Below are 21,425 nucleotides of genomic sequence, written 5' to 3'. Positions count from 1 at the left end.
CGTCACCACACCCCGCCCACGGACTCGAAGACCCCGCTCGCCTCGTCCTGGAACACCTCCGTCCAGTAGTGCCGGCCGTCGTCGGCCCGCAGGCCGGTCGGGTCGACCGCCGACAGGACCTGGAGCATCGTGATGGCCAGTTGGTCGTAGGTGTCGGGGGTCGTCAGCTCGTGGCCGGACTCCTCGTCGATCGCCTGCTCGCGGTGGAGCAGCCAGAGCGTGAAGGCGAGGGTCGAGACGTCGGTGTTCAGGGGGAACAGTCTCGCCTCGGGCTCGCTCCAGTTCAGGACCGCGCCCGTCGCGCCGTCGATGACCAGGCTGTTGTCCTCGACGAGATGGCCGAGGCGTATCAAGCGGCCGGCCCCGGCGGGGAGTTCGTCGGCCCACTCCTCGTCGGCGTGGTACTCGGCCAGCGTCTGCAGCGGCACGTCCGTGTCCAGCGAGAACAGGAAGCCGTTCTCCGGCAGGCCCACCTCGCGCAGGAAGCGTCGGGTCGGTTCGTGGGTGAGCGTGGCGGGGAAGTCGACCTCCTCGAAACGCACCACCTTGCCCTGCCCGAACTCCTGGTCCAGCAGGCGCGAGGGAAGGTCCAGGGCCAGCCCCGACGCCCCGGCCCGGCCGGCCACCAGCGCCAGGGGGCGGATCAGCGCGGCCATCTTCCAGAACGGCGCCGGCTCGCCGTCGGTGCCCTCCTCGAACACGGCCAGCAGGTGCCGCGAGGCCTCCGCGACCGCCTTCGGGCCGTAGCGTCCGACGTAGGACGCGAACTGGCCGCGCAGGCCCGCCAGTTCGTCCGTCGCCTCCGCGAACCGGACCAGTGTCCGCAGTGACGGTGCGAGCGCGCGACGGTCCATCAGGTCGGGGCGGTCGTACAGGAAGTACGTCGTCGAGATCTCGCCCGTCGCACCGTCCAGCAGGACCGACTCCGCCGCCAGACCACCGGGGCCCAGCAGCCCGCCTATCACCAGCTGGTCGCGCAGCTCCGCCGCCAGCCGGCCGTCCGGATCGCCCGCCGTCTCCGCCACGGTCCGCAGGACCTCCCGGCCCTCGCGGTCCTCCCGGCACAGCTCGGCGAAGCTCAACACGCCGCTGTCGTACGGCAGTCCGGGGCCCGTCAGCCAGCGTCGCGTCTCCGCGTGCGTGATGTACGGCCCCAGCTCGGCCTCGGTCAGGATGATCGCCGTATCACCGGCGTGTGTCGTGATCGTCGTGCTCATGGCTCCCCCGCATGCGCTTGCTCACCGCCCCAGGGCAGGACACGGCCGCCCGGCCGGCCCGCAGGAGCCGACCGCCGTCCCCACTGCCCAGAACACTACGCGCCACCACTGACAACGCCCCTGGACCGCCACGACCGTCGGCAACACCCCGGCCCGGCACACCCACTGACAGCGCTTCACCTCAGTAGACGCTCGGCGCACCCTCGAACGTTCCCTTCGCGCCGGAATCACCTCGACGCTCGCCGCCCCCTGTCGGCTCGGGGGCGGCGCATGCTCACTGCCCGGTCACGACCGCCGCCTGCGGGCGGATCGGCAGGCGGTTGACCGGACGGCCCGTCGCCGCGCGTACGGCGGAGGCGATGGCCGCCGGGGAGGTGACCACCGGTACCGCGCTCACCGCCTTCGCGCCGAAGGGGGCGACCACGTCGCGTTCCTCGACGAGCTTCACGATGCGGATGTCGGGGGCGTCCAGGGCCGTCGGCAGGGAGTAGCCCGTCAGGTCGGGGTGGCGGATCAGGCCGCGGGCCGAGCGCAGGTTCTCGGTGAGCGCGATGCCCACGCCCTGGGTGACGCCCGCCTCGATCCGTGCCTCCAGCTGGGCCGGGTTCAGCACCCGGCCGACGTCCTGGGCGAGCGCCAGCTCGACCACGCGGACCGAGCCCAGCTCGATGTCGACGTCGACGACCGCGCGGATCGCGCAGAAGGCCATGCCGACGAAGGCGTCGCCCTGGCCGGTCTCGTTCAGCGGTTCGGTGGGGTGCGGACGGCACTGGGCCGTGGCCCACAGTTCCTTGCCGTCCAGCGCCTCCGTCACGGTGGTCGACAGGACGCCGTCGTACGAGGTGATCTTGCCGTCGGTGATCTGGAGCAGCTCGGTGGACATGCCGAACTTGTGTGCCAGGGGCTGGAGCAGCTGCGTACGGACCATCTTGGCCGCACGCTCCACCGCGCCGCCCGACACCCAGGTGTGACGGCCGCGGCAGCCCGCGCCCGCCGGGGGCTGGTCGGTGTCGACGGGGGCCACGTGCACCTCGTCGATGCCCAGCGTGTCCTGGACGATCTGCCGGGCCAGCGTCGCGAAGCCCTGGCCGGTCTCGACGGCGGCGCACAGCACCGTGGCGACCCCGTCGTGGACCTTCACCGTGGCGGTGGAGACCTCGTCCGCGCCCTCGGCGCCGAGCATGTGCACCATGCCCAGGCCGTAGCCCACGCCGCGCCGCACCGCGCCCGGTTCGCCCGCGCCCTCGGGGCCGCCGGGCAGCAGCCACTCGTCCTCGGGCGTGTCCTTGGGGAGGGCGGGCAGTGGGTGGTCCCGTACGGCCTGGAGCAGTTCCGCGACCGGGGCCGGGCAGGTCACCGTCTGGCCGGTGGGGAGTACGTCGCCGGTGGCCATGGCGTTGCGCAGGCGCAGCTCCGCCGGGTCCACGCCGAGCTTCTTGGCCAGCTTGTCCATCTGCGCCTCGTAGGCGGCGCAGACCTGCATGGCGCCCTCGCCGCGGACGTGGCCGGAGGGCGGGTTGTTGGTGCGTACGGCCCAGCCCTCGATGAAGGCGTTCGGGACGACGTACGGGCCGCAGGCGAAGCCGACGGCGGCGGCCAGGGCCTCGGAGGAGGTGTCGGCGTAGGCGCCCGCGTCCAGCAGGATCTGCGCCTCGACCTTCACCAGCCTGCCCTCGGCGTCCGCGTGGTGGCGGTAGCGCAGGAGGGTGGGGTGCCGGTGGACGTGGCCGAGGAAGGACTCCTCGCGCGTGGCCGTCAGCTTCACCGGGCAGCCGGTCTTCAGCGCCAGCAGGCCGAGCGGCAGCTGGAAGCCCTGGTCCTCGCGGTCGGCGGTGGCGCCGGGGACGCCGGTGACGACGACCTTGACGCGCTCGGGTTCCAGGCCGTAGCAGGCGGCGGCGCGGTCGCGGTCGGTGTGCGGGTCGGTGGAGGCCAGGTAGAGCTCCACGCCGCCGTCGGGACGCGGCACGGCGAGGCCCGCCTCGGCGCCGATGGGGGCCGGGTCCTGGCGGCCGATGCGGTACAGGCCCTCGACCACGATGTCGCCGGCCGCGTCGGGGTCGCCGTGGCGCAGCGGGATGTGGCGGATCAGGTTGCCGTCGGGGTGCAGCGGCTCGGCCTCGAAGGCCTGTTCGGGGTCGGTGACCGGGTCGAGTACTTCGTACTCGACGATGACGGCGGCGGCGGCCAGCCGCGCGGTGTCGGGGTGGTCGGCGGCGACGGCGGCGATGGGCTCGCCGTGGTGGCGTACGACCTCGGAGGCGAAGACGGGACGGTCCGCCGTGCCACGGCCGTGCAGCGGGCTGCCCGGCACGTCCTCGTGCGTGACGACGGCCCGGACGCCGGGCATCTCGCGCGCGTGGGTGGTGTCGATGGACTTGATGCGCGCGTGCGGGTGCGGCGAGCGCAGTACGGCCGCCCACAGCAGGCCCTCGGCCCACAGGTCGGCCGCGTACGGGAACGTGCCCTCGGTCTTGGCGCGGGCGTCGGCGGCCGGCAGGGAGGCGCCGAGGCCGTGCGGGATCGGCTCGGGGGCGGGTGCTGCCTCCGCGGCTGTGGTCGCGGTGGCGGCTTCGTTGCTCACGCCTGGCCTCCGTCCTGTCCGTACGCCTGGTCATGCGGTCCCCCGGCGCCCCGTGGCTCGAACGCCGACGGGTTGACCCCGCCGGCCCCGGGGCCCGCCTGGTGAGGGATACGGGGCTCGTCGCCGTCCTGTTCGCCGTCGCCGGTCGCCGTGTGGGCCTCGCGTTCGGCGACGACCTCCTTGACGGCCTCCACCACACCCCGGTAGCCGGAGCAACGGCAGAGGTTGCCGCAGAGTGCCTGGCGGGTCTCCATCTCGGTGGGCGCCGGGTTGCCCTCCAGCAGGTCGTGCACGGTCATCGCCATGCCCGGCACGCAGAAGCCGCACTGCACGGCGCCGCACCGCGCGAGCGCGCGCTGCACGTCGGAGGGCTGCCCGTCCTCGGCGAGGCCCTCGACGGTGCGGACCTCGCTGCCGGCCGCGGTCACGGCGGGCACCAGGCAGGACGCCACGAGCCGTCCGTCGACCTGCACGTTGCAGGCCCCGCACTCGCCCTGCGAGCAGCCGTCCTTGGCGCCCGCGAGGCCGAGCCGCTCACGCAGCACGTAGAGCAGCGACTCGCCGATCCAGGCGTCCGAGACGGGCCGGTCGACGCCGTTGACGCGCAGGACGTAGGAGGCGAGGGGGTGTTCCTCACCGGTGGGCACCGGTGCCGGTACGTCGTCGGAGGCGGCGGTCCGTGCCGCTTCCCCGGCGGGCTCCGGGGCGGGGTCGCCGTCGTCGGCCGGGGCGGTCTCGGCGGAAGCCTCTGCCGGGCCCTCCGCGGCTTCCGGGGCGCCCTGGGTGTCCGGGGCGGCCTCACCGGCCCCGGGAGCGGCCTGTGCGGCCTGTGCGGGCTCTGAGGGGCTCTCGGCGGAGTCCTCGGCGGGTGCCTGAGGCGTGAACTCGGGCGCGCCCGCGGCCGGCTGCTCGTGCGGGTGCGGTACAGGCTGCTCGCCGGAGTACGCGTCGGGGTGGCCGGGCTGCCCGGGCACGTGCCCGGTTCCCACCGCTTCCTCGGCCGTCGCCGCGGCCTCGGCCTGCTCGCCCCACGGCTGTCCGGTCGGCTGCGTCGCCCAGGGTGCGGGCGCGCCGCCCGGCAGGGTGGCCGGAGGGGTTCCGCCCCACTGCTCGACGAGCGACGACGTGGTGAACTCGCCCGATTCGTCCGGAAGGTCGCCGTCGGCGACGGGGATCGACCACTGTCCGGTGACGTCATGACCGGGCGTGGCGGCGGTCTCGTGCCCCGCCCGGCCGGCCTGGCCCTGCGCGGTCTCCGAGAAGTCCCACTGCTGGGTCGCCCCGGGGTTGTACGCGAACTGGCCGGTGCCCTGCGCCATGGCGTTCGGGTCGGGCCACTGGCTGCCGTCGCCGGGCGCGCCCGCGGCCGGCCAGCCGCCCGGTGCCGCGGGGTCGGCGCCCCCGGGCGTTCCCGGTGCGGCCGTTATCTGCGGCGGCACATAGCCGTGGCCGCGCGCGGCGAGCGGGGTGTCCGAGGAGGCCAGGAGGGCGTCGATGCCCCCTTCGGGAAGTTTGACGAAGGCGGTGGCGCCGTCGTCGTAGTCGCCCTGGGGCAGCGGGTCCCAGCGGCCGCCGCCCTGGGGCGTGCCCTCTTGGTGCTGGTCGTCGGTCACGACAGCGCCCTCCCCAGTGCTCGTCGGGCCAGCGCGGCGACGGTGCGCCGCAGGTGCAGTACGGCGGGCGGATGCTGCGGTACGGAGCCGTCCTCGGCCGGGGCCGGGTCCGGGATGCAGGCCGCGGCGACGTACTCCCCGAAGGCGTTCAGGGCCTCGGGGACGATCGCGCGGTTGTTGTCCCAGTCGATCAGCTGGGCGACCCAGTGCTCGGCGTCCAGCGGCCGCAGCGGCATCGGCGCTATGGCGCCCACGGCGCACCTGATGCCACGCCGGGCCGGGTCGAGCACGACCGCGACGGACGCCATGGCGCGCCCCGGGCCGGTGCGGCCGGTGGCCTTGAGGAAGACCTGCGGGGCGTGCAGCAGCGGCACGCGCACGTAGCCGATGAGTTCGCCGGCCCGCAGCATGTCCATGCCGGCCAGCAGGTGCGACACCGGGATCTCCCGGCGGGCTCCGCCCGGGCCCGCGATGATCAGGGTCGCTTCGAGGGCGGCGAGGACCGGGAGCGCGTCACCGGTCGGGGACGCCGAGGCGATGTTGCCGCCCAGGGTGCCCGCGTTGCGGATCTGCGGCGGGCCCGCGGCGCGGGCGGCGGCCGCGAGCGCCGGGATCAGGGCGGCGAAGTCGGGGCGGCCCATACGCGCGTGCGTGAGGCCCGCGCCCAGCAGGGCGTGACCGTCCTGGTACTGCCAGCCGCGGATCTCGCTGATCTTGCCGAGGCCGACCAGGGCGGCGGGCCTGAGCTGCCCGGAGTTGACGGCGGCCATGAGGTCGGTGCCGCCCGCGACCGGCACTGCGGCGGGCATGGCGGCCAGTGCCGCCACTGCCTCGTCCAGCGTCGTCGGCAGCGTGACGGCCTGCGCCGCCTGCGGTGCGCTCGTGGTCAAACCGGCTGCCCCTTCCGCTGCCCCACCTGGTCCCACCTGTGCTGCCGTACGGTACGTGCTGACAGGGCGGACGTGGCAACTCTGGCACATCTTCGCAGGACCCGAGGACAGGGGTCCGCTAGGAGGCATTCGCCCACCTCATCGGGGAGATGGTCCGTTTTCGTACGGCATCACCGGTGTTTACCGATTGACACTCTTCGGTGACCCCTTGCCGGTTTTTTCAATTACCTGTTCGGGGGTGGGCCGTCGATCGGGCGGCCGAGGACCCCGGGGCGCCGCTGCCACGGCCGCGGTCCCGTCGGCGGACGGTAGGCGACCCCCAGGGCGTCAAGTCGCCCGTAGTGGGCGGCCATCCGCCGCTCGAAGGCGGCGAAGTCCCGTTCCGCCGGGGCCGGCAGGCTGCTCCAGGCGACCTCGGCGAAGGCGGCGAGGCGCGGGAAGGCCTGGTAGTCCACGCGCGCGGGGTCCTCCATCACCTCGGTCCACAGGTTGGCCTGCGTACCGAGCACGTGCCGGGCCTCGTCGGACGTCAACTCCGGTGGCACCGGCTCGAACCGGTAGACGTCCTCCAGGGTGCGCACATAGCCGATCGGCACCGGCTCGTCGGCGCCCGGGTCCTGACGGTGGTCCAGGTACACCTGCTGCTCGGGGCACATGACGACGTCGTGGCCCGCGCGGGCCGCCGCGATCCCGCCCGCGTACCCGCGCCAGGACGACACGGCCGCCCCTTCCGCGAGGCCGCCCTCCAGGATCTCGTCCCAGCCGATGAGCCTGCGCCCGCGCGCGGTCAGCCACTTGTCGAAGTGGCCGATGAACCACGCCTGGAGTTCGTCCTCGTCCTTCAGTCCGAGTTCCCTGATGCGTTCCTGTGCGGTCGGCGACTGCCGCCACTGGTCCTTGAGGCATTCGTCACCCCCGACATGAACGAACTCCGAGGGGAACAGCTCCAGCACTTCCTCGAAGACCCCCTCGTAGAAGCGCAGGGTGTTGTCAGTGGGAGCGAGTACGTTCGGACTGATGCCCCAGGTGTCCCAGACGGAGAGGGGAGTGCCCCCTGCAATGGATGCAGCGATGACGTCGGTGTTGCCGAGTTCCGGATACGCGGCGATGGCGGCCTGCGAGTGGCCGGGTACGTCGATTTCGGGGACGACCGTGATATGCCGCTCGGCGGCGTACGCGACGATCTCGCGGATGTCGTCCTGGGTGTAGTAGCCACCGTGCGGCTTCTCCTCCCACAGCGGGGAGGCCCGATGGCCGAATTTCGTGCGCACCCGCCAGGAGCCGACCTCGGTGAGCCGCGGGTACTTCCTGATCTCGACGCGCCAGCCCTGGTCGTCCGTCAGATGGAAGTGGAAGACGTTGAGTTTGTGGGCGGCCATCAGGTCCAGGTAGCGCAGGACGCCGTCCTTGGGCATGAAGTGCCGGGCCACGTCGAGCATGAGGCCGCGCCAGCGGAAGCGGGGGGAGTCCCGGATCTCCGTCAGGGGCAGCCGCCAGGTACGGCCGGGAAGGGGTGCGCGCCGGAAGGCGTCGGGGCCGAGAAGCTGGCGCAGCGTCTGGGCGCCCCAGAAGACACCGGCGGGCGAGCCGCCCTGGATGTGGACGCCATGAGGGGCGATGACGAGGCGGTAGGCCTCGGCGTCGAGGCCGGGCCGGACGGACAGGTGCAGGACGTCGTACTCGTCCCCCCTCTTGGGCGGCAGCGCGAGCCCGGCCGCCGCGCCGAGCGTCGCGCGCAGCCATCGCGCGGTGTCCTCGGTGCCCGGCCCGGCCTCGATCCCGAAGCCGTCGCCGAGTTCGTGGAAACCCTCGGCCCACTGCGCCTGGAGGGGTGCCGGAATGAGGTCCATGAATGATCAGCCTTTCAGTCCTTGACCGCTCCGCCCAGCCCCGACACCAGCCGGCGCTGCACGAGCACGAAGAAGATCAGCACCGGAATCGTCATCACCGTGGAGGCCGCCATCACACCACCCCAGTCCGGCTCGTCCGGCTTGTAGAAGACGAGCAGGGCCATCGGCAGGGTGGACTGCGAGGTGTCGCTGATGATGAAGGACTTGGCGAACAGGAAGTCGTTCCAGGCGGAGATGAAGGAGAAAACGCTGGTGGCCACGAGCCCGGGGAAGACCAGCGGGAAAAGGATCTGCCACAGGAATCGCGACCGGCTCGCCCCGTCGATGTACGCGGCTTCCTCCAACGCCTCGGGAACGGCCTTCACAAACCCCCGCAGCATCCAGATCGCGAACGGCAGCGAGAAGGCGATGTGCGGCAGGATCAGCGACCCGAGCGTGTTCAGCTGACCGAAGTCCCGCATGAGGAAGAACAGCGGGATCGTCAGGGCCTCGACCGGCACCATCTGGGCCACCAGAAACATGATCAGCAGGGTGGTCCGGAAGCGGAACCGGAATCGTGTCACCGCGGTCGCGGCGAGAAACGCGATCAGCGCCGAGACGATCACGACACTGCACGCGACGACAAGGCTGTTGAGGAAGTACCGGCCGAATTCGTTCTGCTCGAAGACCCGCCGGAAGGAATCAAGGGAGGGCGCCGCCGTCCACGGCCGTGGCTCGCTCGACTCGATCTCCCCGGCCGGTTTGAAGGCGCTGAGCACCATCCAGTACAGCGGAAACGCCACCACCACGGCGATCAGCAGCGCGGACGCCTCGGCGAACAGCCGCCAGGGCCGCCGGAACCATGTCACCGACCTCATATCTCCTCCCCCTGCCTGCGCAGCAGCCGCAGATACACCAGCGTCACCGCCAGCAGGATCAGCAGCATCACCACGCCGATCGCCGAGCCGAGGCTGTACTGCGAGGACGCGAACGCCTTCTGATAGGCGTACACGTTCAGCACGAGGTTCTGGCCCGCGATGCCGCCGCCGTTGGTCATCACATAGATCTGCGTGAAGACCTTGAAGTCCCAGATGACCGACTGGATGGTGACGACCACCAGGATCGGCCGCAGCATCGGCGTCAGCACCGACCGCCAGATCCGCCACTGCGAGGCCCCGTCCAGCGCGGCGGCCTCCAGCACCTCGGCCGGGACGGCCCGGATCCCGGCGTACACCGTCACCATCACGAACGGGAAGGAGCACCACACCACTTCGAGCAGCACCAGAAAGAAGGCACTGAGCCGTCCGTACGTCCAGGAGTAGTCCCCGAGCCCCAGCAGCCGGTTCAGCGGCCCGAAGTCCGGATCGAACAGGAACAACCACACCGTCGACCCGGTGATGGCGGGAGTCGCCCACGCTCCGAGCGCGGCCAGCATCAACGCCAGCCGCGGCACGGCCCGCACGCGCGTCAGCAGTACGGCGAGCGCACACCCGACGGCGAGCGTCGACACGACACACGCCGCCGCGAAGACGACCGTGGCGAGCAGCACCTGCCAGAACTGCGAGTCCGAGAACAGCTCCGCGTAGTTCCCGAACCCCTGGAAGGTCGTGGGCTCCCCACCGCTTACCTGAGCCTGCGTGTACTCGAAGAACGAGATCAGCCCGAGCTGATAGATGGGATAGACGAGCAGCCCGCCGAGAAGGACAAGGGCGGGGGCGAGATAGAGCCAGGGAACCTTTTGACTCCGCCCACGGGAACGCCCATAGGGGCGCGGGGAACTGCGCGACAAGCCACGACCCACCCGCACCCGCCGACGCTCCACAACCCCCGAGCTACTAGGCGACCGCATCATCCGGCGGAGCCAAACGCCTCATCCATCTTCCGCGCCGCATCCCCCGTGGCCCCGGCCACATCCTTCTTACCGCTGATGACCTCCTGCAACATCGTCGGCAGCACAAGAGAAGAGTCGATCTCCGACCACGCGGGCGACGCGGGCACGAACTTCGTCCCGGACGCCAGCGTCTCGACGAACGGCTTCACGTACGGCTTCTCCGCCGCCGCCTTCTCCCGCACGTCCCCGAACGTCGGCAGGAACCCCATCGCCTCGAACATCGACGCCTGCGTCTTCTTCGAGGCCAGCTGCTCCATCAGCTGAACCGCCAGCGTCCGGTGCGAGGTGCTCTTCAGGACACCGATGTTGTTGCCCCCGGCGAACGCCGGCGCGACGGACCCGGCCTTCACCCCTGGCAGCGGCACGACCGCGTACTTGCCCTTCACCTTCCCGGCCTCCACGGCCGCATGGCTGAAGTCGCCGCCGATCGCCATCCCCGCCTTGCCGGCCGCGAACGCGGTGATCGTGTCGTTGCCGCCCATGCCGGCGCACTTGGCGGCGGGACAGTTGTCGTCGCCGAAGAGGGACGTGTACGCCTTGATGCCCTTGCGGGCGGCGGCGCTGTCGATGGCGGAGGTGTACGAGTCGCCCTTGCCGGTGGCGAGTTCACCGCCGTTGGCCCAGACGAACGGCATCGCGCCGTAGGTGTACGCCCCGCCCACCACGAGCCCGTACAGCTCGGGCTTCGCGGCGCGGATCTCGCGGGCCGTGGTCGCCAACTCGGCCATGGTCCTCGGCACTTCGAGGCCGAGTTCCTCGAAGACGTCCGTGCGGTAGTACAGGGCGCGGACGCCGACGTAGAACGGGGCGCCGTAGACCTTGCCTGCCACGGTGACGGACTGCCTGGCGGTGGGGTCGGTGTCCTTCGACTCGGTCCAGTCACCGAACTCCTTCGTGACGTCGAGGAGTCCGCCGTCCTTCACATAGCCGGCGGTGTCGGTGTTGCCGTACTCCATGACGTCGGGCGCGGAGGCCGGGTCGTTGAAGGCGGCTTTGACGCGCTGGGCGCGGGTCTCGACCGGGATGTACTCGACGTCGACCTTCGTGCCGTCGTGGGCCTTCTCGAAGGCGGTGACGACGGAGTCGACGACCTTCTCCTTCGGCTTGTTGCCGACCTCCTGGAAGAGCCAGACCCGCAGGGTTCCGGTCTTGTCGTCCTTGTCGGAGGAGGAGTTGGTGGAGGTCTGCGGGGCGCAGGCGGTGACGGCCAGGGCGGTGAGCAGTACGGCGAGTCTGGGGGCGAGCTTCATGGAGCGGTCCTCCGGGCGTGCGTTGCAGCATATGCAATGACGGTTTCGCTCTGCACAACGCAACGGAGCCTAGGGACTGCGTGAACATGTCCACAAGAGGTCTCAACCACTTCGTGACACGCGAAGGCCCCCGGGGCGCGCCGAAACGCGCCCCGGGGGCCTTCGCGGACCTCAGACCGGGGGGACTACTTCTTGTCGCCGCCCTTGCCCTTGCCCTTGTCGTCGCCGCCGGCGCCCATGGACTCGTAGATCTCCTTGCACATGGGACACACCGGGTACTTCTTCGGGTCGCGGCCGGGCACCCAGACCTTGCCGCACAGCGCCACGACGGGGGTCCCGTCGAGGGCGCTCGCCATGATCTTGTCCTTCTGGACGTAGTGGGCGAAGCGCTCGTGGTCGCCGTCGCCGTGGGAAGTCTGCGGCGTGGGCTCGACGAGGGTCCCCGTACCAGTCCCGCGCTCGGGCTCGAGAGTGCTCATACCGCCAAGAGTACTGAAGCTCACACGCATCAGTTGAGCGAAGGGTCGTCCGGGTACGTGGCCACCATCGCGAGCTCGTTGCGCTGTCGGCGCAGGACCTCGCGCCAGAGTCTTTCCGGCGACGGCGAGGAGACGTCCCCGGGCTCGGACTCGACGACGTACCAGGCGCCCTCCACCAGCTCGTCCTCCAGCTGGCCGGGTCCCCAGCCGGCGTACCCGGCGAAGATCCGCAGGGAGCCGACGGCCGAGGCGAGCAGTTCCGGCGGCGCCTCCAGGTCCACGAGCCCGATCGCACCGTGCACCCGGCGCCAGCCCAGCGGGGCGCTCTCGCCGTTCGAGTCGCCGGGGATGACGGCGACGCCGAGTGCCGAGTCCAGGGACACCGGGCCGCCCTGGAAGACGACACCGGGCTCACCGGCGAGATCCGCCCAGCCCTCCAGGATGTCGCCCACGTCCACCGGGGTCGGACGGTTGAGGACGACACCGAGGGAGCCCTCCTCGTCGTGGTCGAGAAGGAGCACCACCGCACGGTCGAAGTTCGGGTCCGCCAGGGCGGGCGTTGCCACGAGCAACCGCCCTGTGAGCGAGGACACCTCGGTCATGCCAGACATGATCCCGCATCTTCCCTTCCTGTGGGGAGGCAATGCCGGTTCGGGAGTGAACGCAGCTCAGGGCGGACGGAAGCGCCGCCCGGCGCACGGGCTGGGCGGTGACCGCTCGTGCCCGAGGGAGAACCGTTCGTGTTGTGACAGAGCTATGACGTTCCTGAGCCGCCCTTGGGCTTACTGAAGGGGGGTCGGCGGCCATTACCCTTTCCCTTCTGGCCCCTGCCCAACTCATCGGAACGCGAGATACATGACCGTCAACGACGATGTCCTGCTTGTCCACGGCGGAACCCCGCTGGAGGGCGAGATCCGTGTCCGCGGTGCGAAGAACCTCGTACCGAAGGCCATGGTGGCTGCCCTGCTGGGCAGCGCGCCAAGTCGACTGCGCAACGTGCCGGACATCCGTGACGTGCGGGTCGTACGCGGTCTGCTCCAGTTGCACGGGGTGACGGTCCGTCCGGGTGAGGAACCTGGCGAACTGGTGATGGACCCCTCCCACGTGGAGAGCGCCAACGTCGCTGACATCGATGCCCACGCGGGTTCGAGCCGTATCCCGATCCTGCTCTGCGGTCCGCTGCTGCACCGCCTCGGGCACGCCTTCATCCCGGGTCTCGGCGGCTGTGACATCGGCGGCCGGCCCATCGACTTCCACTTCGAGGTGCTGCGGCAGTTCGGCGCGACGATCGAGAAGCGCGCCGACGGCCAGTACCTGGAGGCTCCGCAGCGGCTGCGCGGCACGAAGATCCGGCTGCCCTACCCGTCCGTGGGCGCGACCGAGCAGGTCCTGCTGACGGCCGTCCTCGCCGAAGGCGTCACCGAGCTCTCGAACGCGGCCGTGGAGCCGGAGATCGAGGACCTCATCTGCGTCCTGCAGAAGATGGGCGCCATCATCGCGATGGATACCGACCGCACCATCCGCGTCACCGGTGTGGACAGCCTCGGCGGCTACACCCACCGCGCCCTCCCGGACCGCCTGGAGGCCGCCTCCTGGGCGTCCGCGGCGCTGGCGACCGAGGGCAACATCTACGTCCGCGGCGCCCAGCAGCGCTCGATGATGACGTTCCTCAACACCTACCGGAAGGTGGGCGGTGCCTTCGAGATCGACGACGAGGGCATCCGTTTCTGGCACCCCGGTGGCCAGTTGAAGTCCATCGCCCTCGAAACGGACGTGCACCCGGGCTTCCAGACGGACTGGCAGCAGCCGCTGGTGGTCGCCCTGACGCAGGCCACGGGCCTGTCCATCATCCACGAGACGGTCTACGAGTCCCGCCTCGGCTTCACGTCCGCGCTGAACCAGATGGGCGCCCACATCCAGCTCTACCGCGAGTGCCTCGGCGGCTCCGACTGCCGCTTCGGCCAGCGCAACTTCCTGCACTCCGCCGTCGTCTCCGGCCCGACCAAGCTCCAGGGCGCCGACCTGGTCATCCCCGACCTCCGCGGCGGCTTCTCCTACCTCATCGCCGCCCTCGCCGCCCAGGGCACGTCCCGGGTCCACGGCATCGACCTCATCAACCGCGGCTACGAGAACTTCATGGAGAAGCTCGTGGAGCTCGGAGCGAAGGTCGAGTTGCCGGGCAAGGCGCTGGGGTAGTTCCAGCCCGGCCGGCGTTTGAGGCCATTGGTGAGAGCAACCACGATGGGGCGGCACCCGAGAACCGGGCGCCGCCCCATCGGCGTTCTACAAGCCGCACGCCGTCCCGTGGCGTACAGACGGCAAGGTCACTTACCCTTGGCGGCTTCCTTGAGCTTGCTGCCCGCGGAGACCTTCACGCTGTAGCCGGCCGGGATCTGGATCGGGTCGCCGGTCTGCGGGTTGCGGGCGGTGCGAGCGGCACGGTGGGTGCGCTCGAAGGTCAGGAAGCCAGGGATGGTGACCTTCTCGTCGCCCTTGGCGACAACCTCGCCGACGGTCTCGGCGAACGCGGCCAGCACGGCGTCGGCGTCCTTGCGGGTCACCTCGGCGCGGTCGGCCAGCGCGGCCACCAGCTCACTGCGGTTCATGTTGTTACTCCCGTGTTCATTTGCCTTGAGGCGTGCCACGCGGCGGGGCCGCATGTCGGGCACAGCGATGTCGATGCTGCCAGGGTCCTCGGTGAGACCCGGGACCCGGGTCCGTCGTCAGACCCTCGCGCCCAGAGACGCATCCTGCCCCTACCTGCGGCGGGAAAGCCAATCCGGCGCCCGGAGGAGTCGTGAGACAACCCTTGGGAGTCACACGAAGAGAGGGCCTGAGCTTGGCCGTCACGATAAACGGCGTCCCAAGGCCCCAGGTTCCACGACGCGCCGGTACAAGGGCTTGCCGTGGCGATCCTCACAGCCCGCGCACACTTCGCGGGCCGTGAGGCACTGCTTCCGGTGACTACTCGCCCGCACCGGCGGTCGTGACGGCCTTCGCGGCCTCGCGCACCGCGCCGGCGACCGCGCCCGCGACCTTGTCGTTGAAGACGCTCGGGATGATGTAGTTCGGGTTCAGCTCGTCCTCGGTCACCACGTCCGCCAGCGCCTTCGCGGCCGCGAGCATCATGTCGGTGTTGACCGTGCGGGACTGCGCGTCCAGCAGACCGCGGAAGACACCCGGGAAGACCAGCACGTTGTTGATCTGGTTCGGGAAGTCGGAGCGGCCGGTGGCCACAACTGCGGCCGTCTGACGGGCGATTGCCGGGTCGACCTCGGGGTCGGGGTTCGCGAGCGCGAACACGATCGCGTTGTCGGCCATGGCGGCCACGTCGTCGCCGTCGAGGACGTTCGGGGCGGAGACGCCGATGAAGACGTCCGCGCCGCGCACGGCCTCCTTCAGCGTGCCGGTCAGGCCCTCGGGGTTGGTGTTGTCGGCGATCCAACGCAGCGGCGAGTCGGCGGGGGCCTCCCGCAGGTCCTCGCGGCCGGCGTGCACGACGCCGTGGATGTCGGCGACGACGGCGTTCTTCACGCCCGCCGCGAGCAGCAGTTTGAGGATGGCCGTACCGGCCGCGCCGGCGCCGGACATCACCACGCGGATGTTCTCAATCGCCTTGCCCGCGACGCGAAGTGCGTTGGTGAGGGCGGCGAGGACGACGATCGCGGTGCCGTGCTGGTCGTCGTGGAAGACGGGGATGTCGAGGGCCTCGCGCAGCCGGGCCTCGATCTCGAAGCAGCGGGGCGCGGAGATGTCCTCCAGGTTGATGCCGGCGAACCCGGGGGCGATGGCCTTGACGATCTCGACGATCGCGTCGGTGTCCTGGGTGTCGAGGCAGATCGGCCAGGCGTCGATGCCGGCGAACCGCTTGAAGAGGGCCGCCTTGCCCTCCATGACGGGCAGCGCGGCCTTCGGGCCGATGTTGCCGAGGCCCAGCACCGCCGAGCCGTCCGTCACAACCGCAACGGAGTTGCGCTTGATGGTGAGGCGGCGCGCGTCCTCGGGGTTCTCGGCGATGGCCATGCAGACGCGGGCCACGCCCGGCGTGTAGACCATGGACAGGTCGTCACGGTTGCGGATGGGGTGCTTGGACGCCATCTCGATCTTGCCGCCGAGGTGCATCAGGAACGTACGGTCGGAGACCTTGCCGAGCGTGACGCCCTCGATGGTGCGCAGCTGCTCGACGATCTCGTCGGCGTGCGCCGTGGAGGTGGCGGCGATGGTGACGTCGATACGGAGCTTCTCGTGCCCGGAAGCGGTGACGTCGAGGCCGGTGACCGAGCCTCCGTGGGACTCCACGGCCGTGGTGAGCTGGGAGACCGCGGTTCCGCTCGCGGGCACCTCCAGCCGGACCGTCATCGAGTAGGAGACGCTGGGCGCCGTTGCCATGGCCGACTTCCTCTGCTTTCACCTGTGACGCTGGGTATGCCGTCCGATCGTCGCACCTACCGCCGAGTAGGAGTTAGCCGGGCTTGAATTGCGAACGTATTGTTCGCCACGTCTTCTCATGAAAAGAGACCCACGTCACTGGATGACGTGGGTCTCTTCTCTCCGTTCATGACACCGGCCCGCCATGCTCGCCTCGCGGCAAGTGGTCGCTCGTAGCGACGAAGGTTGGGCCCGGGGGCTTGGATCGAGCCGGTGCCACACCCAGGCTAACAAACGGATCCCGTAAGGCCATTCCCCCAACAGTGGTTCTGGCGGATCAATCCCTGAGCAGGTCCGGCACCCCGGAGTCGTCCGGTTCGTCCCGCTCCCCGGACACCACCGTCAGCTGCTGGGTGGCCCGGGTCAGCGCGACGTACAGCACGCGCAGTCCGGCCGGCGACTCGTCCGCGATCTCCGCCGGGGAGACGACGACCGTGGCGTCGTACTCCAGCCCCTTCGCCTCCAGGCTGCCGAGTGCCACGACCCGGTCGCCGAGCCCGGCCAGCCACTTGGCCGCCTCCTCGCGCCGCTGCATGGCGACGACCACGCCGACCGTGCCGTCGACACGGTCCAGCAGCCGGGCGGCTTCCTCGCGGACGGTCTGCGCCAGGGAGTCCCGTACGACGGTGCTGTTTCCATTGTTCGTTGTCACAAAACGCGGCTCGACGCCGGTGGAGCGGACGGCCGACGGTGAGGTGGAGCCTGGCATGGCCAGCGCCAGGACCTTCGCCGCGAGCTGGGCGATCTCGGCCGGGTTGCGGTAGTTCACGGTGAGCTGGAAGCGGCGGCGCGGGCGGGTGCCGAGGGCCTCGTCCCGGGCCTCGGCGGCCTCGTCGACGTCGGACCAGGAGGACTGGGCCGGGTCGCCGACGACCGTCCAGGTGGCGTGCCGGCCCCGGCGCCCGAGCATCCGCCACTGCATCGGCGTGACGTCCTGGGCCTCGTCGACGATGACGTGGGCGTACTCGACGCGCTCGGCCGCGAGCCGCTCGGCGCGCTCGCGCTGCGACTCCTCGCGCACCGGCATCAGCTCCTCGAGGCCGGTGAGCTGGTCGAGCGGGTCGAGGTCGCGCTTCTTCCGGGGGCGGGCCGGGGTGCCGAGGATCGCCTGGAGCTCGTCGAGCATGGCGATGTCGTGCACGGAGTAGCCGTCCCGCCTCAGCGAGCGGGCCACCTTGCGGACCTCGCCGGGGTTGAGGACGCGACGGGCCCAGCGGCCGAGGCGGCGCTCGTCGGCCATCGCGGCCAGCACGGCCCGCGGGGTCAGCTCCGGCCACCAGGCGTCGAGGAAGGCGATGAAGCTGTCCTCGGTACTGACGTCCTCGTCGAAGGAGGAGCGCAGCTCGGCGGCGAGCTCCGGGTCGCTGTGCCGGGTGGCGGCGCCCGACTGGGCCCACAGGGCGTCGAGCAGCAGCTTGCGGGCGCGCGGGCGCAGCAGGTTCACGGGGGCCGTGCCGCCGAGGGCCGTGCGGCGGATACGTTCCAGCTCGGCGGCCTCCAGTTCGAGACGGCGGCCGAAGGCGACCACGCGCAGCCGGGTGGGCGGTCCGGCGGGGGCCGGCGCGGGTGTGCCGGTGTCGTGGTCGGCCGGGTCGTCGCCGAAGGCGAGCTGGCCCGTCCGGTTGGGCGCCGCGCCGCCGGAGGCGGGCCGGCCCTGCGGGGTGCGGCCGCCCGGACCGAGCTCCAGCGCGCCGCGCGCCGCCTTCCGCAGCACCTTGAGCATGCGGTACGAGCCCTTGGCGCGGGCCGTGGACGGGGAGTCGTAGAGCGTGGCCTCGGCGCCGTCGACGAGGGAGCCGATCGCGCGGATGGCGACCTGGCCCTCCTCGCCGAGCGAGGGGAGGACGCCCTCGGTGTACGCCACCAGCAGCGGGGTCGGCGAGACGATCAGGATGCCGCCCGCGTACCGGCGCCGGTCCTGGTAGAGCAGGTAGGCGGCGCGGTGCAGGGCGACGGCGGTCTTGCCGGTGCCGGGGCCGCCCTCGACGTAGGTCACGGAGGCGGCGGGCGCGCGGATGACCAGGTCCTGCTCGGCCTGGATGGAGGCCACGATGTCCCGCATGGTGTGGCTGCGGGCCTGGCCCAGGGCCGCCATGAGGGCGCCGTCGCCGATGACGGCCAGTTCGTGGCCGTCGAGGAAGGCCTTGAGCTCGGGGCGCATCAGGTCGTCCTCGACGCCCAGCACGCGGCGCCCCTTGGAGCGGATGACCCGGCGCCGTACGACCCGCCCGGGGTCGACCGGGGTGGAGCGGTAGAAGGGCGCGGCGGCCGGGGCCCGCCAGTCGATGACCAGCGGGGCGTAGTCCTGGTCGAGCACGCCGATCCGGCCGATGTGCAGGGTCTCGGCGATGTCGGCGGTGTTGTCCTCGCGGACCGCGCCCTCGGCGGGCTCGACGGCGGTGTAGGCGCCGTCGGGTCCCTTCTTGCCGTCCTTGCCGAGCAGCAGGTCGATCCGGCCGAAGAGGAAGTCCTCGAACTCGTTGTTGAGCCGGTTGAGGTGGACACCCGCTCGGAAGACCTGCGCGTCCCGCTCGGCGAGCGCGCCGGGGGTACCGACCTGGCCGCGCTTGGCCGCGTCGTTCATGAGGAACTCGGCCTCGTGGATCTTCTCCTCGAGCCGCCGGTACACCCGGTCCAGGTGTTCCTGTTCGACGCCGATCTCGCGGTCTCTGCGGGAGTCTTCGAGCGCGGTTTCCTGTTGAGCCTGAGCGGCCACCGGGCCCCCTTCTGACGTGCTGGGCAGCCGTCAACCGTACGCGAAGGGGACCCGGAAAAGCTACGGCACGCTATACGTCGACCTCTGCGAGCTTGTTCCCGTCGAAGTCCATGACCTCCACGTGGTCCACGTCGTCCGGGGACATGGACACGCCGCCGCTGACGTAGAGCGGGTTCCTGGCCTGCTCGGTCTTGGCGTCCGGGATGCCGTAGCCCCACTTCGGGACGGACCAGGAGGCGGCCGTCTCGCGCTCGCCGTCCTTGCTGACGAAGATCAGGGAGCACTTGAGCGGCCCCTTGACGCCCTTGAGCTCCAGGGCCGTCTCGGTGCCCCAGAGCTTCTCCGACATGGCGACGGTCGCGCTGACGCCGGTCGTCGAGTCGTTGCCCGAGGCCTTGGTCCCGATGCTGTCGAACAGGTCCTTGGCGGGGTTGGCGGCCGCCACGGTGTTGGTCCCCTCGGCGCCACCGCCGCTGCCGTCGCCGCCGTTGGTCGCCACGGCCACGAACGGGCCGCCGACGATGAGCGCGGCCGCCGCGGCGACCATGTAGAAGCTGCGCCGGCGCTTCTGGGCCCGGCGCTCGGCGACCTCGTCGACCAGCTTGTTCACCAGACGCGGGCTCGGCTTGGCGGACAGGGAGTCACCGATCGCGGGCGTGCCGGCGCCGGGCAGGTCCGCGAGCGCGGCCAGCATGGGCTCCATCCCGGCGAGCTCGTCCAGCTGCTGGGCGCACCACTCGCAGGTCGCGAGATGGGCCTCGAAAGCGGTTGCCTCGGCGTCGTCGAGGATCCCGAGGGCGTAGGCGCCGACGGTCTCGTGCTCGCTCGGGGCCGAATGTCCCTGCATGGGTCCAGACATACCCGAACCGCCCATCCCGAATCCCTGGTTTCCCCCGTACACACTCATCACGCCGTCACCCCCCGCTCCTCCAGAGCCAGCTTCATCGACCGCAGGGCATAGAACACCCTGGAGCGAACGGTGCCGCTGGGTATGCCCAGCGTCTCGGCCGCCTCGTTGACCGTACGCCCCTTGAAGTACGTCTCGACCAGGACCTCCCGGTGGGCGGGGGTCAGGTCGTCGAGTGCGTCCGACAGCGTCATCAGCCACAGCGCCTTGTCGATCTCGTCCTCCGCGGGGATGACCTCCAGCGGCGACGGATCGACCTCCTGCGGCCGGGCCTGCCGGCTGCGGTGGCCGTCGATGACGATGCGCCGGGCGACCGTCACCAGCCAGGGGCGTACCGATCCGGTCGCTCGATTGAGCTGTCCGGCGTTCTTCCAGGCACGGATGAGCGTCTCCTGCACAACGTCCTCTGCTCGTTGCCGGTCACCGGCGACCAGTCGAAGGACATACGCGAGGAGGGGTCCGGCGTGCTCTCTGTACAGCGCACGCATCAGCTCCTCATCAGGTTCCGAGGGCTGGGACATGCGATGTCGGGCCCTCGATCCACGTTCATTGGCCACGACGGAATCCTTGCGCACGCCCACCTCCGATGTCCGGGGGTTCCCCCAGTCGGTCGCTCGACCACCCGTACGGAAGCGGCCCGTTGAGTGTTCAAACCGAGGCGACACTTTTCTTCGGAGTGACGTGACGAGCGGGACATGGCAGCACATTCCTACCGCGCGATCTTTACATTTCCGTCACATCGGCAAGATCGATCGAGGCCTTCCCTACGGGTGCGTAGGTAAACGGCATGTAATCGAAATCACTTCGACGCCCGTTCCACAGAAGCGGCATAACGGACTGTCAGGCTCGCGCGAGGGCGGCGCGACGACGATGCCGGGCGACCCTTTCCCGGTTCCCGCAGACCTCACTGGAGCACCAGCGCCTCCTGCGCCCCCGGGACGTATCGACATAAACGATCGGGCAGTTGTCCCCCTCGCACTCCCTCAGCCCGGCCCGCGCGACGGGGTCGGTGAGCAGTTCGACGGCGTCCCGGGCGACGGCACCGAGCAGGGCGGCGCACTCGGGCGGGTGGTCCAGCTCCCGGACGAGGGTGCCGTCCTCACTCCGTACGGCGCGGGGGGCCGGCGGCGCGGCGAGCGCGATGTCGTTCACCCGCCCGAGCGCGATGTCGTACGACGGCCAGGGCTCGGCATGGAGACCGCCCCGCACCAACTGTCCGATACGTCCGCGCAGTTCACGGAAGTCGACGAGCCAGGAGGCGTCGGCATGCCCGAGCGGGGTGCCCGCCGGAACCAGCCCGGCCCCGACGATCCAGGCGCACAACACCTCGACGGAGTCCAGATGTTCGTCGGGATGCGTGGTCGCCAGAAGATCCAGACAGAGCCGCCCCGCACCGAACCGCAGCTCGTACGCGCCCGTGGCCGTACCCAGTGCCATGTGCCTGTCACCGCCTAGGGGTCACCCGCCGGGGGAACCGTTCCCTCTAACAGTGCCTGCCCACTGCCGGAGCCGGAACCCCTCGCGCCCGGGCCGGTCAGGCATTTTCAGCCCGTCCGGCGTTTGAGGACGAGGCCCGGAGGGCCGACAGCGGGGGTCCAGGGGGCAAGGCCCCCTGGCGGGG

The 21,425-nt window shown here is 70.9% G+C and carries 17 protein-coding genes; 1 reads left to right on the top strand and 16 read right to left on the bottom strand.

Going from position 1 to position 21,425, the window contains the following annotated elements; genetic code table 11:
• Positions 1-2: 2 nt before the first annotated feature.
• The 10 genes from L0P92_RS19790 to L0P92_RS19745 all read right to left on the bottom strand — a co-directional run bounded on the left by L0P92_RS19790 (position 3) and on the right by L0P92_RS19745 (position 12,355).
• On the bottom strand, positions 3-1,217 hold the full coding sequence (locus L0P92_RS19790) for an SUKH-4 family immunity protein (RefSeq protein WP_234764125.1): 1,215 nt from the start codon (positions 1,215-1,217) through the stop codon (positions 3-5).
• A 274-nt stretch (positions 1,218-1,491) separates the two neighbouring features.
• Positions 1,492-3,801, bottom strand: a complete 2,310-nt coding sequence (locus L0P92_RS19785) for a xanthine dehydrogenase family protein molybdopterin-binding subunit (protein WP_234764124.1) — start codon at positions 3,799-3,801, stop codon at positions 1,492-1,494.
• Positions 3,798-5,414: a 2Fe-2S iron-sulfur cluster-binding protein gene (locus tag L0P92_RS19780; protein WP_234764123.1), complete on the bottom strand. Its 1,617-nt coding sequence runs from the start codon at positions 5,412-5,414 to the stop codon at positions 3,798-3,800. The genes L0P92_RS19785 and L0P92_RS19780 overlap by 4 nt, the downstream gene beginning before the upstream one ends.
• Positions 5,411-6,304 carry an FAD binding domain-containing protein gene (locus L0P92_RS19775; RefSeq protein WP_234764122.1) on the bottom strand — a complete coding sequence of 298 codons (894 nt, stop codon included), beginning with the start codon at positions 6,302-6,304 and terminating at the stop codon, positions 5,411-5,413. The genes L0P92_RS19780 and L0P92_RS19775 overlap by 4 nt, the downstream gene beginning before the upstream one ends.
• A 224-nt stretch (positions 6,305-6,528) precedes the next feature.
• The gene (locus tag L0P92_RS19770) at positions 6,529-8,154 is read right to left on the bottom strand and encodes a beta-N-acetylhexosaminidase (protein ID WP_234764121.1); all 1,626 of its coding nucleotides are present in this window, start codon (positions 8,152-8,154) and stop codon (positions 6,529-6,531) included.
• A 14-nt stretch (positions 8,155-8,168) separates the two neighbouring features.
• On the bottom strand, positions 8,169-9,011 hold the full coding sequence (locus L0P92_RS19765) for a carbohydrate ABC transporter permease (RefSeq protein WP_234764120.1): 843 nt from the start codon (positions 9,009-9,011) through the stop codon (positions 8,169-8,171).
• A complete protein-coding gene (locus L0P92_RS19760) occupies positions 9,008-9,985 on the bottom strand; it encodes a carbohydrate ABC transporter permease (RefSeq protein WP_234764119.1) in 978 nt (325 codons plus the stop codon). Before L0P92_RS19760 ends, L0P92_RS19765 begins: the two co-directional genes overlap by 4 nt.
• A complete protein-coding gene (locus L0P92_RS19755; protein WP_234764118.1) occupies positions 9,982-11,274 on the bottom strand; it encodes an extracellular solute-binding protein in 1,293 nt (430 codons plus the stop codon). The genes L0P92_RS19760 and L0P92_RS19755 overlap by 4 nt, the downstream gene beginning before the upstream one ends.
• Positions 11,275-11,459: 185 nt before the next feature.
• Positions 11,460-11,753 (bottom strand): DUF3039 domain-containing protein, encoded by a 294-nt coding sequence (locus tag L0P92_RS19750; RefSeq protein WP_234764117.1) that lies wholly within the window; start codon positions 11,751-11,753, stop codon positions 11,460-11,462.
• Positions 11,754-11,782: 29 nt separating this feature from the next.
• A complete protein-coding gene (locus L0P92_RS19745; protein ID WP_234764116.1) occupies positions 11,783-12,355 on the bottom strand; it encodes a YqgE/AlgH family protein in 573 nt (190 codons plus the stop codon).
• A gap of 253 nt (positions 12,356-12,608) precedes the next feature.
• Here L0P92_RS19745 and murA point away from each other — a divergent pair, with 253 nt between their 5' ends.
• Positions 12,609-13,949, top strand: a complete 1,341-nt coding sequence (gene murA / locus L0P92_RS19740; RefSeq protein WP_217214737.1) for a UDP-N-acetylglucosamine 1-carboxyvinyltransferase — start codon at positions 12,609-12,611, stop codon at positions 13,947-13,949.
• Between the two features lie 128 nt (positions 13,950-14,077).
• On the opposite strand, the gene L0P92_RS19735 is transcribed toward murA, so the two are convergent.
• The 6 genes from L0P92_RS19735 to L0P92_RS19710 all read right to left on the bottom strand — a co-directional run bounded on the left by L0P92_RS19735 (position 14,078) and on the right by L0P92_RS19710 (position 21,241).
• Positions 14,078-14,359, bottom strand: coding sequence for an HU family DNA-binding protein (locus L0P92_RS19735; protein ID WP_007498188.1), 282 nt, complete (start codon positions 14,357-14,359; stop codon positions 14,078-14,080).
• A 358-nt stretch (positions 14,360-14,717) separates the two neighbouring features.
• Positions 14,718-16,142 (bottom strand): NAD-dependent malic enzyme, encoded by a 1,425-nt coding sequence (locus tag L0P92_RS19730; protein WP_234764115.1) that lies wholly within the window; start codon positions 16,140-16,142, stop codon positions 14,718-14,720.
• Positions 16,143-16,458: 316 nt separating this feature from the next.
• Positions 16,459-18,897 (bottom strand): HelD family protein, encoded by a 2,439-nt coding sequence (locus tag L0P92_RS19725; RefSeq protein WP_234764114.1) that lies wholly within the window; start codon positions 18,895-18,897, stop codon positions 16,459-16,461.
• A gap of 70 nt (positions 18,898-18,967) precedes the next feature.
• Positions 18,968-19,744: an anti-sigma factor family protein gene (locus tag L0P92_RS19720; protein ID WP_234764113.1), complete on the bottom strand. Its 777-nt coding sequence runs from the start codon at positions 19,742-19,744 to the stop codon at positions 18,968-18,970.
• A 59-nt stretch (positions 19,745-19,803) separates the two neighbouring features.
• Positions 19,804-20,325, bottom strand: coding sequence for a sigma-70 family RNA polymerase sigma factor (locus L0P92_RS19715; protein WP_010039908.1), 522 nt, complete (start codon positions 20,323-20,325; stop codon positions 19,804-19,806).
• A 319-nt stretch (positions 20,326-20,644) separates the two neighbouring features.
• Complete coding sequence (locus tag L0P92_RS19710) at positions 20,645-21,241, bottom strand: CGNR zinc finger domain-containing protein (protein ID WP_234764112.1); 597 nt, start codon at positions 21,239-21,241, stop codon at positions 20,645-20,647.
• Positions 21,242-21,425: the final 184 nt, after the last annotated feature.

Origin of the sequence: Streptomyces muensis (assembly GCF_021474425.1) — a bacterium.
Taxonomy (GTDB): domain Bacteria; phylum Actinomycetota; class Actinomycetes; order Streptomycetales; family Streptomycetaceae; genus Streptomyces; species Streptomyces muensis.
Note: the sequence above shows the minus strand (reverse complement) of the source record. Positions and strands in the feature narration are given on the sequence as shown.

What these genes read in the sequence shown, in the direction of transcription:
- L0P92_RS19710 (WP_234764112.1), bottom strand. Translation starts at nt 21,241, where the DNA reads ATGGCACTGGGTACGGCCACGGGCGCGTACGAGCTGCGGTTCGGTGCG.
- L0P92_RS19790 (WP_234764125.1), bottom strand. Translation starts at nt 1,217, where the DNA reads ATGAGCACGACGATCACGACACACGCCGGTGATACGGCGATCATCCTG.
- L0P92_RS19720 (WP_234764113.1), bottom strand. Translation starts at nt 19,744, where the DNA reads ATGCAGGGACATTCGGCCCCGAGCGAGCACGAGACCGTCGGCGCCTAC.
- L0P92_RS19760 (WP_234764119.1), bottom strand. Translation starts at nt 9,985, where the DNA reads ATGATGCGGTCGCCTAGTAGCTCGGGGGTTGTGGAGCGTCGGCGGGTG.
- L0P92_RS19765 (WP_234764120.1), bottom strand. Translation starts at nt 9,011, where the DNA reads ATGAGGTCGGTGACATGGTTCCGGCGGCCCTGGCGGCTGTTCGCCGAG.
- L0P92_RS19750 (WP_234764117.1), bottom strand. Translation starts at nt 11,753, where the DNA reads ATGAGCACTCTCGAGCCCGAGCGCGGGACTGGTACGGGGACCCTCGTC.
- L0P92_RS19745 (WP_234764116.1), bottom strand. Translation starts at nt 12,355, where the DNA reads ATGACCGAGGTGTCCTCGCTCACAGGGCGGTTGCTCGTGGCAACGCCC.
- murA (WP_217214737.1), top strand. Translation starts at nt 12,609, where the DNA reads ATGACCGTCAACGACGATGTCCTGCTTGTCCACGGCGGAACCCCGCTG.
- L0P92_RS19755 (WP_234764118.1), bottom strand. Translation starts at nt 11,274, where the DNA reads ATGAAGCTCGCCCCCAGACTCGCCGTACTGCTCACCGCCCTGGCCGTC.
- L0P92_RS19735 (WP_007498188.1), bottom strand. Translation starts at nt 14,359, where the DNA reads ATGAACCGCAGTGAGCTGGTGGCCGCGCTGGCCGACCGCGCCGAGGTG.
- L0P92_RS19770 (WP_234764121.1), bottom strand. Translation starts at nt 8,154, where the DNA reads ATGGACCTCATTCCGGCACCCCTCCAGGCGCAGTGGGCCGAGGGTTTC.
- L0P92_RS19730 (WP_234764115.1), bottom strand. Translation starts at nt 16,142, where the DNA reads ATGGCAACGGCGCCCAGCGTCTCCTACTCGATGACGGTCCGGCTGGAG.
- L0P92_RS19715 (WP_010039908.1), bottom strand. Translation starts at nt 20,325, where the DNA reads ATGTCCCAGCCCTCGGAACCTGATGAGGAGCTGATGCGTGCGCTGTAC.